The organism is uncultured Jatrophihabitans sp., assembly GCF_964251945.1.
Classification (GTDB): Bacteria; Actinomycetota; Actinomycetes; order Mycobacteriales; family Jatrophihabitantaceae; genus Jatrophihabitans.
On record NZ_CAXULP010000007.1, the window covers coordinates 19,121 to 34,455 of the forward strand.

At 66.5% G+C, this 15,335-nt stretch carries 12 protein-coding genes; 1 reads left to right on the plus strand and 11 read right to left on the minus strand.

Annotated elements, in window-relative coordinates; all coding sequences use genetic code 11:
- Window positions 1-59: 59 nt before the first annotated feature.
- The 3 genes from ACFFBG_RS14100 to ACFFBG_RS14110 all read right to left on the minus strand — a co-directional run bounded on the left by ACFFBG_RS14100 (window position 60) and on the right by ACFFBG_RS14110 (window position 3,769).
- A complete protein-coding gene (locus ACFFBG_RS14100) occupies window positions 60-1,169 on the minus strand; it encodes a hypothetical protein (RefSeq protein WP_375479758.1) in 1,110 nt (369 codons plus the stop codon).
- On the minus strand, window positions 1,166-2,488 hold the full coding sequence (locus ACFFBG_RS14105) for a flavin monoamine oxidase family protein (RefSeq protein ID WP_375479760.1): 1,323 nt from the start codon (window positions 2,486-2,488) through the stop codon (window positions 1,166-1,168). Before ACFFBG_RS14105 ends, ACFFBG_RS14100 begins: the two co-directional genes overlap by 4 nt.
- A gap of 120 nt (window positions 2,489-2,608) precedes the next feature.
- The gene (locus ACFFBG_RS14110) at window positions 2,609-3,769 is read right to left on the minus strand and encodes an SRPBCC family protein (RefSeq protein WP_375479762.1); all 1,161 of its coding nucleotides are present in this window, start codon (window positions 3,767-3,769) and stop codon (window positions 2,609-2,611) included.
- 134 nt (window positions 3,770-3,903) lie between these two features.
- On the opposite strand from ACFFBG_RS14110, the gene ACFFBG_RS14115 reads away from it, so the two are divergent.
- Window positions 3,904-6,384, plus strand: coding sequence for a beta-glucosidase (locus tag ACFFBG_RS14115; protein ID WP_375479764.1), 2,481 nt, complete (start codon window positions 3,904-3,906; stop codon window positions 6,382-6,384).
- A gap of 113 nt (window positions 6,385-6,497) precedes the next feature.
- On the opposite strand, the gene ACFFBG_RS14120 is transcribed toward ACFFBG_RS14115, so the two are convergent.
- From ACFFBG_RS14120 to ACFFBG_RS14155, 8 genes are all read right to left on the minus strand, one after another.
- Window positions 6,498-7,985 (minus strand): GntR family transcriptional regulator, encoded by a 1,488-nt coding sequence (locus ACFFBG_RS14120; protein ID WP_375479766.1) that lies wholly within the window; start codon window positions 7,983-7,985, stop codon window positions 6,498-6,500.
- Between the two features lie 105 nt (window positions 7,986-8,090).
- Window positions 8,091-9,008, minus strand: a complete 918-nt coding sequence (locus tag ACFFBG_RS14125; protein ID WP_375479768.1) for a dihydrodipicolinate synthase family protein — start codon at window positions 9,006-9,008, stop codon at window positions 8,091-8,093.
- A complete protein-coding gene (locus tag ACFFBG_RS14130; RefSeq protein ID WP_375479770.1) occupies window positions 9,005-9,463 on the minus strand; it encodes a hypothetical protein in 459 nt (152 codons plus the stop codon). Before ACFFBG_RS14130 ends, ACFFBG_RS14125 begins: the two co-directional genes overlap by 4 nt.
- Complete coding sequence (locus tag ACFFBG_RS14135) at window positions 9,460-11,079, minus strand: GMC family oxidoreductase (RefSeq protein ID WP_375479772.1); 1,620 nt, start codon at window positions 11,077-11,079, stop codon at window positions 9,460-9,462. Before ACFFBG_RS14135 ends, ACFFBG_RS14130 begins: the two co-directional genes overlap by 4 nt.
- Entirely contained in the window at window positions 11,076-12,572 is a 1,497-nt protein-coding gene (locus tag ACFFBG_RS14140) for an aminobutyraldehyde dehydrogenase (RefSeq protein WP_375479773.1), read from the minus strand. The genes ACFFBG_RS14135 and ACFFBG_RS14140 overlap by 4 nt, the downstream gene beginning before the upstream one ends.
- A gap of 70 nt (window positions 12,573-12,642) precedes the next feature.
- Entirely contained in the window at window positions 12,643-13,584 is a 942-nt protein-coding gene (locus ACFFBG_RS14145; protein WP_375479775.1) for an ornithine cyclodeaminase family protein, read from the minus strand.
- Window positions 13,581-14,021 carry an aconitase X swivel domain-containing protein gene (locus ACFFBG_RS14150; protein ID WP_375479777.1) on the minus strand — a complete coding sequence of 147 codons (441 nt, stop codon included), beginning with the start codon at window positions 14,019-14,021 and terminating at the stop codon, window positions 13,581-13,583. Before ACFFBG_RS14150 ends, ACFFBG_RS14145 begins: the two co-directional genes overlap by 4 nt.
- Window positions 14,014-15,309: an aconitase X gene (locus ACFFBG_RS14155; protein WP_375479779.1), complete on the minus strand. Its 1,296-nt coding sequence runs from the start codon at window positions 15,307-15,309 to the stop codon at window positions 14,014-14,016. The genes ACFFBG_RS14150 and ACFFBG_RS14155 overlap by 8 nt, the downstream gene beginning before the upstream one ends.
- Window positions 15,310-15,335 lie beyond the last annotated feature (26 nt).

Sequence of the window (15,335 nt, forward strand, 5' to 3'; positions counted from 1 at the left end):
TGCTCCAGGACGAGGACCACTCACCTTCTTCGACCACCCGTGATATCGCCCTGCTGAAATCATGTCGGTGGTCGCAGGGCGTGCCGACCCCCGAACGAGGGCAGCTCATTCAACAGGTGATATCCGGCCGCCGCGTCGAGCACAGTTGAGATCGAGTTGACGCAGCGCGCCGCGGTCATGAGGACGGCGTCCCCGAGACACGTCCCGGTCCCGCCGTCGAGCCCGAGCGGAAGCTCCGCCAGCAGCGGCGGCGATCCGTCGATCTCGATCCGGTAGCCGCCCTTCGAACCGATTTGCGGCCAGTCCGGCGCCAAGTCGGCCCCGATCCTTCCGACATGACTGTTGACGATGCGCGCGTGACCGTCGACCATCGCCGTGAGGGACCACCGCATCGCGGCGACCGTGCCCACGGCGACGTGGAGGCCGCCCGAGGACACAAAATCGGTGGTCGAGAGGAACGGCTCAACAGCCAGCACGAGGTCGTCGATCTCGACACCGAGCGCGTCCGCGACAAGCCACGACGCGCAGCCCCAGCTCGGGATGAGCGTCTCCGCCCCGTCGGGCGTTTCCTCGTCGACGGGCATCCCGAAGCCCATCGCTCGCAGCGTGTCCGCGGACTGGTAGGTCGAGTAGTCGATGACTTCGAACGTCCTGACCTGTTCGATCCGACCGGCCGCCGAAGTCAAAGCGGTGGCCAAACAGTCGCTTATGAAACCCGGGTCGAGACCTGTGAAGAACAGACTCACCTCTGCCGATCTGCAGACTGCGTCCAGCCGCTGCCTCAGACGATGTCCGTCCGCGAGCTGGCGCCAGTGCATGGCGCTCTGGAGGGGGCTCACCACGCTCTTGCCGCTCTCCAGAATCCGCACGACCTCATCGATCCACGCTGCCGAAGGACTCTCGTGTGCAGTCGGATCGAGAAAGAGGTCCCGAGGCATGTACAGCACGACATCGGCCGCTATCTCGAGGACGGCAGCGGCGTCAGACGTGACGGTCACACCGACGGGCCCCAAGCCGACCAACGCCCCTGCGTCCACCCCGTCCTTGGCCGCGGTGAAGCACTTGACGCCCACGAGCTCGAGATCTCGGCTCGCCAGAATCATCTCCAGCGCATGGAGCCCAACACCGCCGGTCCCCCACTGGATGACCCGTGGGCGAGCCGAGTTCACCGAGGCACTTCCGCTCGCACGAGGCTCGCGACGCTGTCTGCGGCCACATGCCCGCTATCGACTGCGCCTTCCATCCACCCCCAGAAGGTGGGCTTGATGGTCATCTCCGACCCGGCGAACACCACCCTTCCCTCTGCCCTGCTCATGACGTCGGCGAACGATTGGGCGAGTCCCGGGGGAGAGAATCCGACGATGCCGAGGCTGAGCGGATCACCGAACCAGTCCTCGCCGTCGACCGCGACGACCCGCGCGTCCGGCAGGTACTGAGACACCGCCGCTTGGGCAAGATCGACGTCGTTCGAGACCAGGTGCGCGGCGATCCCGAAGGCCACCAGCACTGATCGACCGCCTTCCAGCACCTGGTCCTCGACGAGCCACTGGTAAGCCGCCGAGGCTCCACCAACGCCGAAGAAGCCGGATGGGACGTTCTCGACGATCAGCAGCTTCTTGACGCCGGTGACCTGATGTCCGTGATTCAGAAGAGCGGTCTTATCGAGGCCCAACGCCGGCTGGAACTCGATTTCCTTCAGCGTCCACGCCGGCACCGCGCACACGCAGGCGTCGGCCGCGAAGGCCTCGCCGGACGTCGTCCGCACCGTCACCGTCTCGTCGTCGTGCTGGATGGCGGCGACGTGCTGGCTCAGCCGGACGGTCAGCTCGGCGCCGCCCGCCAACGCCTTCACCAGATCCTGGACGCCGTTCACGAACCCTTCTCCCATCGTGCCAAAGAAGGTGTCGACCGGACTCCCGCCGCAGCTCAGCACCGACTGCAGCACCTGCAGGATCGACGTCTTGTCCGGCGTCGCCTGGATCCACCCGGCGACGAGTCCCGTCACGAAGTCGTGTGTCTCCGCCGGGAGCTCCATCTGCTCGAAGTACCTCGCGATCGAGATGTCCAGGTCTTCGACCGACTGGACACTCAGCGGCAGCGTGACGCTCAGACGCCCAGCGTCCTGCGCCATCCGGCGAGACGCGCGCTCGAGTGCCGCCAGCTGAGCGATAGGCACCGGCAGGGCGGTCCGCCTCTGTCCGCCGACCACGAAAGCGCCGTAAGCCGGGCCCGAGCTTGCCGCGAACACGGGAATCGCGTAGCGCTCGACCTCTCTGCGCAGGTTGGTCTCGTTGCGGAGGTTGAGATATGCCCCGCCAGCCTCGATCTGGATGTCCTCGTGCCCCGAGAACGGTCGCGTATACGTGCGACCACCGAGCCGGTTCCGCGCTTCCAGCACCAGGACCGAATACCCCTGGTCAGTCAAGTCACGAGCCGCGGTCAGGCCGGCCAGGCCCGCTCCGATCACGAGTACGTCGACGTCCGTCATTGGTGTCTCCATGATCAGAGCGGGTTGACAGCGGCCCGTCGGGCTGGCGTCGATCAGGCGTGCAGTGCTCGACGGCATCACCTTGGCCGCCGCGTCAGCGGTAAGAGAGCGGCCCACGGGTCAGTCCATGAACGTCCGGTAGTTCGACACGAAGTCGTGAAGCGCACGCTCGACGTCCGAGCCGATCGGGCCGGGAGTGAAGTAGCGCGAATCCATCCCTGACTGAGTCCGCTCGATGAGCACGTTGTCCTCACTCTGGGTGACATGACCGACCTCGATCAGCTTGGCGACGTCGTAGTCAACTCCCTCGACCGCGTCCTCCCGGACGAACCACTGATACTGGATCACGGTGCGCTTGGCGCTCAAGGGACGGAACGCAAGGGTCCACCAGTGGTCGATGTAGTAAGCCGCATAGAAGAGATTGGGGACCACAGTGACGCCGCCGCTGACGCCGCGACCGATGTCGTCAGCGCCGTGGTCGCCCAGCAGCTTGTCGGTGATCAGGCTGCCGTCGGCCGAAAGTGTCTCCAGGCCGGCCTGGATGCGCATGCCGCCCATGCCCTGATCGACCGAGCCATCGGCGGCGCCGTCAGCGTCGTCCTCGACGAGCCACTGCCTCAGATCGGCCTGCAGGCCATCGATGTCCACGACCTTGCACAGCGTCGGATGGGTGCCCACGCAGTGATAGCACTCGAGCGAATTTTCTGCGGCCACCTTCCAGTTGGCCGCCACCTCGAACCGCGTCTCGTGCGCGAGCCGGGTCTTGGTCGGAGCAAAATTCTCGACCGTCGCCTCGAAGGCCTTCAGCCGATCAGCCAGCGAATCGGTCGGCTCTGGGTCGAGGTTGACGAAGACCATGCCCTGCCAGACTTCGACCAGCGCGGTCGCGAGTGGGAAATCCGCGTAGTCGAAGTACTCACCATCCTTCATCTGAGGAACACCGCTGAGCTTGCCGTCGAGGTCGTATCGCCACTGGTGATAAGGGCACACAAACGCGCGCACCTTGCCCGCGTCCGCCTCGCAGATGCGGAAGCCGCGGTGACGACACACGTTGAGATTCGCGTAGAGGGCGTCGCCCGCGCCGCGCACGACGACGATCTCCTCGCCACCGTGCTCGATCTTGACGAAGGAGCCCTTGCTGGGGAGCTGGGAGATGTGACATGCGTACACCCAGTCTCGCGAGAAGATGCGGTCGAACTCCTTGGCGAAGATGTCCTCGGATGTGTAGTACTCGCCCTCGAGCAGCGCGAAGCTCGTCTTGTGATGGTCGACGACGGTCATCTGCGGTTCCCTGGTTTCGATGGGCCAGAATCCTATTCTGAGAATACAAATATTACAGGGTCGAGGCCTGGGCCAACGCGCCCGTTCACGACAGCGGCCATCGTTGACGGTCCACGCGAGCGCTAACTATCGTGATGAAAGTTTCGCGCCCGAAGATTATAGCCTGTATGAGGATTGGTGGGCCGGTGGCAGACGACGAAATCTCGGTGGCGGGACTGATCGGCCAGCTCGACCTCGACGACAAAATCTTGCTCCTGAACGGGAGCGGCGCCTGGTCGACGGCAGCTCTGGCGGGGATCGGGTTGCGGGCCATGGTGTTGTCCGACGGCCCTAGCGGCGTCCGCGGCGAGCTGTGGGACGAGCGCTCGGCGTCGCTGCTGCTTCCCTGCTCGACGTCTTTGGCGGCCAGCTGGGACACTGAGCTGGCCCGCCGGTTCGGCGCCGTCGTTGCTGTCGATGCGCGGCGCAAGGGCGTCGACGTGATCCTCGGGCCGACCGTCGCCCTGCACCGGTCGCCACTCGCTGGGCGACACTTCGAGTCGTTCAGCGAGGACCCGCTGCTCAGCGCCGATCTCGCTGCCGCATATATCACCGGCGTGCAAGCCAAGGGGGTTGCGGCGGCCATCAAGGCTTATGTCTGCAACGACTCCGAAACCGACCGTTACCGCCTGGACGTCCATGTCGAGGACCGAGTACTGCGCGAGCTGTACCTGTTGCCGTTCGAGCGGGCCGTTGTCGAGGCCGGCGTGTGGGTGGTCATGAGCGCCTACAACGCGGTCAACGGCATCACGTTGACCGAGAACCCGTTGCTGGACTCGCCGCTGGATCAGGAGTGGGGCTTCGACGGAATGGTCGTCGGGGACTGGACCGCAGTGCGCAGCATCGAGAGCGCTCGGCACGCCCAACACCTCGCGATGCCCGGTCCGGGCGGCCCGTGGGGACCGGCGCTGGCCGATGCGGTACGCCGCGGTGACATCGCCGAGTCGATCATCGACGACAAGGTCGAGCGCATTCTCCGGCTGGCCGTCCGCGTCGGCGCATTGCCCGGACGATCACCGGTCCCGCTCGCCGAGCATGAGGACGGTCCGACATTTGCCCGGCTGGCGGCCGCCGAAGGCATGGTGCTCGTGCGCAACGAAGCCGCGCTGCCGCTACAGCCAGACCGCCTGGCCAGGGTCGTTGTCGTCGGCGAGAACGCCCGCTACGGCGTCGGGCAGGGGGGCGGCAGCGCCACCGTGAAACCGGAATATGTGATCAGCCCGTTGGCCGGGTTGCGCGCAGCTCTGCCAGATCGTGTCGCGATCGACTACCGGCTCGGCGCCGTCACTCGCACTGACTTCAGAGAGCTCGACGAGCATCGGATGCTCAATCCCGATACCGGCCGCGCCGGCGCGCAGCTGCGTTTCTTCGATGCCGACGGGCGGGTCCTCCACACCGAGGAGCGATACGCGAGCGAGATCGTCGAGTTCGGGCACCGCGAGTTCTCATCTTCGATCGCCGCACTCACCTTTTCGACCATCTACACCCCGGAGCAAAGTGGTGTCCTGCAAGTCGGTTTTGCGTCACCCGGGCGTGGCCGGTTGCGCGTGGACGGGATACCGCGCCTGGACGAGACCATCTCTGCGATGGGGGTCGACCAGGTCGGCGGTTTCTTCGACCCTCTCTCGGTCACCACTGCGCTCGACGTGGTCGCCGGCGAGCCGATTTTGCTTGAGTACGATTTCACCGCCGGCGAAATCGTCGATGGTGTCGAGGGATCGTTTTCGGTGATCTTCGGGTTGCAGCCGAATCAACCTGATGCAACCGCCCTGATCGATGATGCCGTCGATGGTGCGCGCTCCGCCGACCTCGTCGTCGTCGTGGTAGGGACCAACGCCCATATCGAATGCGAGGGTTACGACCGTAGCGACCTGCGTTTGCCCGGCCACCAGGACGCGCTGGTCGCCGCCGTCGCAGCCGCGAATCCAAACACTGTCGTCGTCGTCAACGCGGGCGCGCCGGTCGAGCTGCCCTGGCGCGACGACGTCGCGGCTGTGTTGCTGACCTGGTTCGGCGGCCAGGAATACGGCCACGCGCTCGCTGATGTGCTTCTCGGGCACGTTGAGCCGGGTGGGCGGCTTCCGACGACGTGGCCGAAGACGCTGGCCGACGCGCCGGTCGTCAATGTCACTCCTCGCGACGGTGTGCTGCCCTACGACGAGGGGCTGCACATCGGGTACCGCGCCTGGAGCACGATCGGACGAGAGCCGGCGTATCCATTCGGGTTCGGCCTCGGCTACACCGATTGGCGGCTTGGTCCTCCCGTCGCCGAGGCGGGCGCCGATGGCGTGCGGGTCACGCTCGACGTCGCAAACGTCGGCGAGCGGCCCGGAAAACAGGTCGTGCAGGTGTATGCCGAGCGTCGGGATTCGCGGGTCGAACGGCCGGACCGTTGGCTGGTGGGTTACGGCGTCGTCCGGGCCGAGGCGGGTTCGGTCCAGACTCTGCAAATCGAGGTCGCCAACCGGGCGTTCGCCTATTGGGACAACGGCTGGGTGCATGAGCCCGGTGAATACATGTTGTTCACCGGCGCGTCAGTCCATGCCGTCGGGAACCCGGTGCGCGTCCGACTTTGAGGCTCGGGGTTCGCGCGCTCCCGATCTTCGTGAGACGGGCCGATATCAGATCCGCGTGATCCACGGTTGAGCCGAGTCGTCCCACCTACGCCGGACGGCGCGCGGGTGTCGACTCAGTTGTCTTCGCCGAGCAAGACCCGCCAGTCCAGCACCGGCAGCTCCTGCGTCTGGAAGCCCGTCGTCGAGGCGAGCACGTCGCCGACGATGTAGGTCGCCGAGTTCGACACCACGACGCGACCCTCCGCGTTGACGACGACCGTTTCACGGGTCTTTCCGGCCAGCCACGGCGCCAGCCGATGCTCCAGCGTCGCGACCGGCAGATCGGCCACCGCGATGCCGACGAATCGTCCTTCGACGAGGACGGGGAGCGAGAAGGTCACTATGTAGTCGTTGACGCCGCCGTAGTCGACGTAAGGGCCCTGCGCCACACCGGTTCCGCCGGCGCGCGGAACGGTGAAGAAGTCTTGGCTCGGGTAGTCGTAGAAATCGTCGCGTTCTGGATCGGTCACGTGGCTGTCGTCGGGAACTGCGCCGTCCTCGGATTGCCGCCAGCAGGCCAGGAAGTATTTGTGGCCAGGTATCACGCCCGGCTCAGCGATGAATCCGATGCCGTGGAGTTCGACGGGACCGTCGATCAGACCGGCCATCGCCGACCGCGACACTTGCAGGCGCAGGGACTGCGCGTCGAAGCTGTGAGTCATGGCGCGCCCGGCAGCGTCGACGATTGCCCGCAGCCGGCTCATGATCATGTCAACGGCGCTCGCGACTTCGTCAGCAATCGAGGTGGTCGGTGCGGCCTGGCCAGCACCGTCGGCCACCACCCGGGCGGCGATGGCGGACAGCCTGAGACCGACCAGGGCGGACACCGTCGATGTGGAATGCCTTTCGGCTGCGGCCCGAGCAGCACGTGGAGAACGCCGCTTGATCGACGCGACAATGTCCCTGAGCTCCTTCGCGCTGGCGTTGCGGCGCGCGGGGTCGGCAAGAGCGAGGCTGAGCAGCCAATCGAATTGTTCGAACATGGTGAACTCGGCCCGGCTCATCCGAATCGACTGAGCGGCCGCCGCGAGCTCGATGTGAAAACGCCCATGCGCCCGCCGAGCCGCGAGCACCGTTTCCGCTGAGTCGAGCGCTGCGGCATAACGGTTCAGTCGCTCGACGCTGGACGCAGAACCTCGCCGGGCCGCCAATGACGCCGATTCGGCGGCCAGCATTTGGCGCCAGTCGCCGAGATCGCGCAGCTCGGTGGTCGAGAGCTGACGAAGCTGTTCGGACACCATCGCCTCTTCGCCCGGAGCTCGGCTGACGAAGCTGCCGCCGTTCTTGCCGGCTCGGGTGACGATGAGGCCATCCTCGCGCAGCATGCCCAACGCCTCACGTAGCGCGAAAGCGGTGACGCCGAGCTGCTGGACGAGATCGGCCTCACGAGGCAGCCGATCGCCCTCGGTCAGGAACCCGAGACCGATCGCAGCGCGCAGCCGGCCGGCGACGGCCGATGGGATGCTGAGGGTCGGCAGTGCGCCGAACAGCAGCCGGCCGGACGGCATGGCGACCGTGTCGAGTTTCTCGGAGGCGGGCGATCGATCCCGGGTCGTAATCACCGAATCCTCCTGCGAGCATCGCGCGGGCACCGACCGTCACCCGTCCACTGAATCGTAGTTACCCGCCGGGGTGACGTGCGGGACGCGGGCCGACGGGCGTCGAGATCAACGCGGCGTCGCGTCGGGTGCGTGCGCCGAGAATGCCGAGCGCAGCTCCTGAAGCCGTCCTGTGAAATGTTCAAGTTCGTCGTCCGGCGGCAGGAGGTACGGCCTCCGGGGGTCTCCGACGTCCAAGCCGTCCAGGCGCAGTCCGAACTTGCATAACGCGATGTAGTTCGTCGAGCGTTCCATGAACCGCAGGAACAGTCGAAGCTGCTCGGCCAAGTGCGCGTACTCATCAGTTTCGCCCGACGTTCGACGCATCGCCAACAACGTCGTGACCTCGCGTGCGATCACATTTGCCACACCGATGATCAGGCCGTCGGCGCCCCTCGCGACCGCCGGCAGGGCGAGCGAGTCCCAGCCGACGTAGACGTGGAAGTCCTCCGCTCGCGCTTTGGCCAGCAGATCGCCCAGCAGCGTCATATCGCCCGAGCTGTCCTTGATCGCGGTGATATTTTCGATCTTGGCGAGCTCCTCGATCTGCTCGAAAGCGAGCAGTCCGGACGGTGGCGTGTTATAGATCATGATCGGGAGCGACACGGCGTCGGCTACATCCTCGTAGAACCGCTTGCGTTCGCGCCACGTGATCGGCTCGCCGAACGGCGAGGCCAGCAGCAATCCGGTTGCCCCGGCCCGCTCGGCCGCCACGCTCAGCTGCACCGAATCGCGGGTGGCAAGCGCACCCGTCTGCACGATGAGTGGGACGCGGCCGTCGAGCAGCGTGATCAACGATTCGGTGATGCTCATCCGCTCGTCCGTGCCCAGCGCGCCGAACTCGCCCGTCCCGCCGCCGGCCACGATCCCGTTCACGCCCGCGGCAAGCTGACTCTCGACGAGGCGGTCCAGCGCTTCGTTGTCGACGGCGTCGTCTCGCAGCGGCGTCACCAGCGGAGTCAGCAGACCGGTCGGCCAGGTCGTCATTCGGGGTCGCTATGAAGATGTTGGGCTGTCGCCGGCGGGAGCACGACGAGCGGGTCGCGGGCCAACATCGGGTCCAGCAGTCCGTTGCCGAGCTCTTCGGCGGCGCGATCGTGGGGCGCGGCATGCCGTGCGCCAACCGGATACCCGATCGACTGCAGCACGTGCTCCGACATGAAGTACGCACCCGCGACCGCCGTCGAGATCAGGTCGAACGCCGCCGCCTCGTCGAGCGCGAACCCCTCCAACACCGCCAGTTCGACATTTGCCGGCAGCCTGGTCAACGCGTGGCACAGTGCGTCGGCCTCCGGCCCGAGGGCGTCGACCGCCCGGCGGAGCAACTCGTCGTAATCATTCAGCTCGTTCGCTGCCGGCGAGTGGCCGTCGCCGGGAATCAAAACCCGGGCGACCGCGCGCAACTGGTCGAACTGGCCGGGCGACAAGACCTCGCCGCTCACGCCGGGACGCTTTGAGCGTGGGCGGTGCGGGCGATGTGGCGCGCGGTTCGCAACGCCAGCGCCGAAATCGTGGATGTCGGATTCACGCCGCCGCTGGTGACCATGACGCTGCCATCGATGATGAAGAGGTTGGGCACGTCGTGGGAGCGACCGAACCGGTCGACCACGGAAGTCGCCGGGTCGTCGCCCATCCGAGCCGTTCCGAGCAGGTGCCCGGGTGCGTCGACCCACAACGGGATGCGGCGGGTGTCGATCGCCCCGGCCGCCTCGTGGGCCTCGGTCATGCGATCAAGGGAGAAGTCGATATTTCGCTGTGTGTTCTCGCTGATGCGGTAGGCCACGGCCGGCGCGGGCAGGCCGCTGGAGTCGGTCAGCACCGGATCCAACGTGACGCGATTGGACTCCTCGGGTAGATCTTCCACGTTCGCGACCCAGTTGAGGACCTTGCCCGCGTGCCGCGACAACTCGTGCAGCCCGGCGCCCCAGCGCTGCTCGAACGGCAGGTCACGGAACATCTCCAGAATTCCCAAGACGCCGGGAATCGGCATGAGGTTCCACTTAGCCCCGCGGACGAAGCCGCGCGCCGTATCGGTCTCATAAAACTGCATCGAGTAGATCAACTGGCCGGCAGGTCCGTTCCAGCTCTGCAGCGCCTCGTCGTACACCGCCGTCACTCCGCAGTTGGGGTGCAGCATCAAATTCTTGCCGACCAACCCGGACGAATTCGCCAGGTCATCCGACATCAGCAGCAACCTGGGGGTGCCGACACCGTTCGCGGCCAGCACGACCGACTTCGCTCGGGTGTGGTGTTCGACGCCCTGCTGGTCGAGCCAGATCGCGCCGTTCGCCAAGCCTTGGGCGTCCAGCGTGACACGCGCGACTCGCGCGCCGGTGACCAACTGCGCACCTGCCGCAGTGGCATGCGGCCAGTACCCGATGTCGAAGGAGGCCTTGGCTCCGGCTGGGCAGCCTCGCTCGCAGACCCCCCAACGCACACATTGCGCCATGTTCTTGAACTTCATCGACGGGATCGCGTTGGTCCCCGGCCACCAGTGCCAACCGAGCTTGTTCATGCCGGTCGCCGCGCGCACGCCGGCCGGCCCGATGGGGTGTGGCGGCAGGGGAAAGTCCTGCTCGCTGTACGCAGGATCGCCGCCCAGGCCGGAGACACCGATAAATGCGTCTACTTCATTGTAAAAAGGATCGAGATCGCGGTGGTCGATCGGCCAGTCATCGGCCACGCCATCGAGCGTTCGCACCCGGAAGTCCGAGGGCGTCAAGCGCATCCAGTGGGCGCCATACAGAACGGTGCCGCCGCCGACCCCGTTGAACATGATCGGGTGCACGTCGGACTCATCGACGTTCACCGGGTAATCGGCGGGCAGTTGTCGCTCGTTCGGGTCCCAGGCCCACTGGCGCCGTGTGAGCAATTCGAAGGCGGGCTTGTTCCCTGGCAGGTCCTCCGGATTGACCCAGTCACCTTGCTCGAGGCACACGACCGAGAAACCCTCTGTCGCGAGTGTGTGCGCAGCCACGGCCCCGGACGCGCCGGCGCCGACGATCAGGACGTCGACCTGCGGGTCAGTCATAAAGCGTTCGCCTTCCGCGGAAGTCACTTGGCCAGCATGACGTGCTTGGTGCGCGCGAAATCGTCGAGGGCGAATGTCGACAGTTCCCGGCCCGAACCCGACATCCCAAAACCACCCCATGGCATTTCGCTCGCGGTGACCAGATGCGTGTTGACCCAGACTGTCCCGTAGTTGAGCGCGTCGACCACGCGTAGCGTCCGGCCGGTGTTCTGGGTCCACACCGAGGCGGCCAGGCCGTACTCGGAATCGTTGGCGATTCGGACGGCGTCGTCCTCGGAGTCGAACGTCTCGACCGTCACGACCGGGCCGAAGATCTCCTGCCGGGTCACGGCCGCCCCGTCCGGGATATCGCTGATGACGGTCGGCGCGAAGAAGAAGCCGGTCTGCGCGTCGAAGTCCGTGCCGCCGCTGAAGATCGTCGCGCCATCGGCGCGGGCCTGTTCGACCATCGTCTGAACCCGCTCGCGGTGCGCGGCGCTGATGAGCGGACCGACCTCTGCGGCGTCGTCGTCCGGGCCGCCGACGCGCAGTGTGGCCACCGCGTCGCGCAGCTGGGTGACGAAACGATCTAACAGCGAACGGTGACAAAGCACTCGCGTTGCGGCGCCGCACTCCTGCCCGGCGTTCCAAAAGCCCATCGTCCGCACAGCGTCGACGGCGTTATCGAGTTCGGCGTCGTCGAAAACAATGACGGGCGCCTTTCCGCCGAGTTCGAGGTGGACGTGCTTGAGGCTGTCGGCGCCGGCGCGGGCCACCGACACGCCGCTGGCGACCGAACCGGTCAGCGAAATCATCTCGACGTCACGATGGCTGCTCAGCGCCGCGCCGACCTCGGGCCCGAGGCCGCACACGACGTTCAAGACACCCGGCGGCAGCACGCTGCGCGCAAGGTCGGCAAAGAGCAGAGTGGTCAGGGGGGTCAACTCGGACGGTTTGAGCACCATCGTGTTGCCGGTGGCGAGCGCCGGCGCGATCTTCCACAGCGCGGTCATCAGCGGATAATTCCAGGGCGTCACCGCACCGACGACACCCAAAGGCTCGCGGCGGATGATTGAGATGTTGCCGGGGGAGTACTCCTGCGTCGCGGGAGCCTGCTGTGCTCGGACGGCGCCGGCCATGAACCGGAAAACGTCGCTGCCAACCGGGATTTCTTCTCGAGCGACATTCAGCGGCTTACCTACGTTGAGCGCCTCAAGCTGAGCGAAGGTCTCTGCGTTCGCGTCGACCAGATCGGCCAAGGCGTGGAGAATGGTTGCTCGATCACTCGGCGTCCGCGCTCGCCAAGCGGGAAATGCACGGCGGGCGGACCGTACCGCGGCGTCGACGTCCGCGGCCGTCCCCAATGGCACCCGGGCAATCGCGGCGCCGGTCGACGGGTTGACGACCTCATGCGTTTGCGGTCCGTCGCCGTCGCTGAGTTGGCCGTCGATAACGTGCGCGAACCGATGCTCGACCAGTAGGTCGTGGACAGCTGGAGACGGAAATGTCGTGCTGAGATCGGCGACTGCTGGCACGAGCACTCCTGACGCAACGGGGGATAGTCGAAGGCGAGTCACGACGGCAGATCTAAACCTAACATCTACGAATATTTCAGGTCAACGATTCAAGAGTTCCTACGTCGGCCGTGCGGCTAGCCAGCGAATGCACAATTGCCCAGTCCTGAATTGCCAGGCCCACGCTCTTGAAGACGGTCCGCGGACCGAGATCCAGCTGGCCGTCCAATGCGGGACCGAGCTCGATGAGGGCGGTTTCGTCCAACGCCGCGGACGCGACGGCGTGCCGAATCTCGCCGGCCTCGGCCAGCGCGGCCGCACGCAGATCGACGACGACGGTCGCGGTCGCCAGGAGCCCGTCGGGTAGTTCGCGCATAGACGGGCGGTACGAGCCGACGGCGTTGACGTGGACGCGTGCGGGCAGTGCGTCCGTCTGGAAGAGCGGCTCGCGGACCGGCGTTGCGCAGCAGATGACGTCGGCGGCCGAAACGGCTGTGTCGGCGTCGGTGGTGACAGTGACCTCGAGGTCGGCGAGTTCGACGGCGTGACGAGAGCGGAACGCCTCCGCGCGTGCGAGATCGGTGGCGACGAGGATGACGTTGCGGATCGGGCGGACCGCGCGCACGGCCCGAAGTTGATCCGGGGCCAGTTCGCCGAGGCCGATGAGGACGAGAGTGCTGGCGTCGTCGCGACACAGCAGGTCGGTAGCCACTCCGACGACGGCGCCGGTGCGCAGGGTGGTCACTTCGGCTGCGTCGACGACCAGCAGCTCCGAGCCAGTCGTGGCAGCCCAGGTGACGACGCCCTGGATGGCCGGGCGCCGGTTGAAGTCGATGGTCAGTGACTTCACCGCTATCGAGGCGGTTGGGCGGTGGCGGGCGGTCATGATCAAAAAAGCACCGTCCCCGAGCGCGGTCCGCAGCGGCATGTCGAACTCGTCCGCGGCCAACCCGACGAATGCCTGGCGGACCGCGACGATCGCGTCGGTCATCGGCAGGTGATGCCGCACCTGCGCGCCGCTCAGCTGTCGGATCGTCACGAAACGGGCCCTGACGCGAGGGCCAGCACCGCACCGGTGGCCTCGAGTTGGACGGCGGACACGCCGGCGGCATCGGCCGGCTCGCTCAGCAGAACAATCGACGGGGAGCGGCCGTATATCTCCCACGCGGCGGCCGCGGCGGTGACCAACATCGGATCAGGGGCGGTGAGCAGCACCAATGTGGGGGCGGTGCCGCGGCGGATGCATTCGAGAAACGTGCTGCTCGAGGAACTCGATCCGCGTGTCGCCGAGATGAGCAACGCCGTTTTCGCCAGGCACACGCCGAACTGGGGATGGCGGGCTTCGATGATCGTGCCGGTCTTTTCATCCACCCCGCCCCAGAAGCTGAGCGGCTCGGTGAGAGCGACCAACGGACCGGATCCGGTGTCCGGTCCGAGCAGCAGTTCGCCGGCCGCCCACGGCCGGCTCTCAGCCATGCCGGAGCACGATCTCGCCGCGCACAGCGCTTTCCAGGCAGTCGAATCGACTGGCCAGCAACACCTGGAACCCCAAATGCGAAGGCGCGTAATAGGCCCATTTGGCCGAGTTGGTCAGCACTGCGCCGTCCGGTTTCATGACCTTCGAGGGACCGTAGGTGCAGGTGTCGGCGACGACCGTGACTCCGCTGGCGACCAAGCTGCGGACCGCGTCGGGCTCGGCGGCGAAGACCGATCGGCTCGAGGTCGCGTACGTCGGGACCCGGACAGACCGGCCGGCGAGTTGGTCGGCCATCTCGATCAGCTGGTTGCGGGACAGGTGCGGCGTGCCGATGCTGACCCCGCCAAGCGGCGCGTCGACCGCGGCGCTCGTCAGCTCGCGGTGCGCCTGCGCGACGTCGGCGACCCCGATGCGCAGTTCGAGCAGTGGCGGTTGCCCACGCAGCGACGTGGCCAGGTCAGGCGCCTCCGGTGTCACGCCGGCGATGTGAAACATGGCCACGCCTCCGCTCGACGCGCTCGCCGAACCGAACGACTTGCCCCAGTCCTCGTCGATGTCGACGCCCTGCAAGCCGTCGATCACGGGGACGAGCGACCCGGTTCGCCTGCCGACGTGATGACCGAGCAGCGCGGGCAGCAGGTCGGGATCAGTGCCCTGCACGTCGGGTTCGACAGTGAAGACCGCGCGCGCGGCCCGATTCTCGGGGACGTGGAGCCCTGAGTAGGGGACCCGGCCGGTGATTGCGGCGCAGATGTCGATCAGGTCGCCGTAGCGGTTGGTGCGCAAGCCGATCATGCTGTTGCCGAAGACGATGGCGTTCGACTCGGCCCACGCGACGTCGGCGCCGGGTTCCGGCCGCCCGGGGAGTTGATAGGGAGCGCAGGTGAATGTGGGTTGGCAGCCGAGTTGGACGTAGCAGTTCATCAATTCGCGCGAGCCGTCGCGCTCTTCGGCTGAGCCGATGAAGATGTCGGGCCGGCTCAGGTCGATGCCCCCGACGTTGAGCGTGGTCGGCACCTGCACTTGGCCGCCGCCGTCGAGCAGGGCCTTGGCGAAGTCAATGCTGGACGGGCCGTGATATAGGCAGCTGTCGACGTGGGCTGCGCTCACCGGGATCAGCCGCGATGCGCCCTGGGCCCGGGCGGCCGCCAGGATGATGCGCATCGACATAGCGCCCGCGAGGCCGTGCGATCCTGTCAGGATCCCGATCTCGTCGGGTTCGAGGTGAACGTCGTCGGAGAGTCGGGTGCTGCCGGCGGCGATAGGTGCGCCCTTCCTTGAACTCAATCGGCGTCCGATCTAATATTTGTTGT

Excerpts from the sequence above, each read along its gene's own strand:
- ACFFBG_RS14125 (WP_375479768.1), bottom strand. The coding sequence starts at position 9,008 with ATGACGACCTGGCCGACCGGTCTGCTGACTCCGCTGGTGACGCCGCTG.
- ACFFBG_RS14150 (WP_375479777.1), bottom strand. The coding sequence starts at position 14,021 with ATGGCTGAGAGCCGGCCGTGGGCGGCCGGCGAACTGCTGCTCGGACCG.
- ACFFBG_RS14115 (WP_375479764.1), top strand. The coding sequence starts at position 3,904 with ATGAAAGTTTCGCGCCCGAAGATTATAGCCTGTATGAGGATTGGTGGG.
- ACFFBG_RS14110 (WP_375479762.1), bottom strand. The coding sequence starts at position 3,769 with ATGACCGTCGTCGACCATCACAAGACGAGCTTCGCGCTGCTCGAGGGC.
- ACFFBG_RS14105 (WP_375479760.1), bottom strand. The coding sequence starts at position 2,488 with ATGACGGACGTCGACGTACTCGTGATCGGAGCGGGCCTGGCCGGCCTG.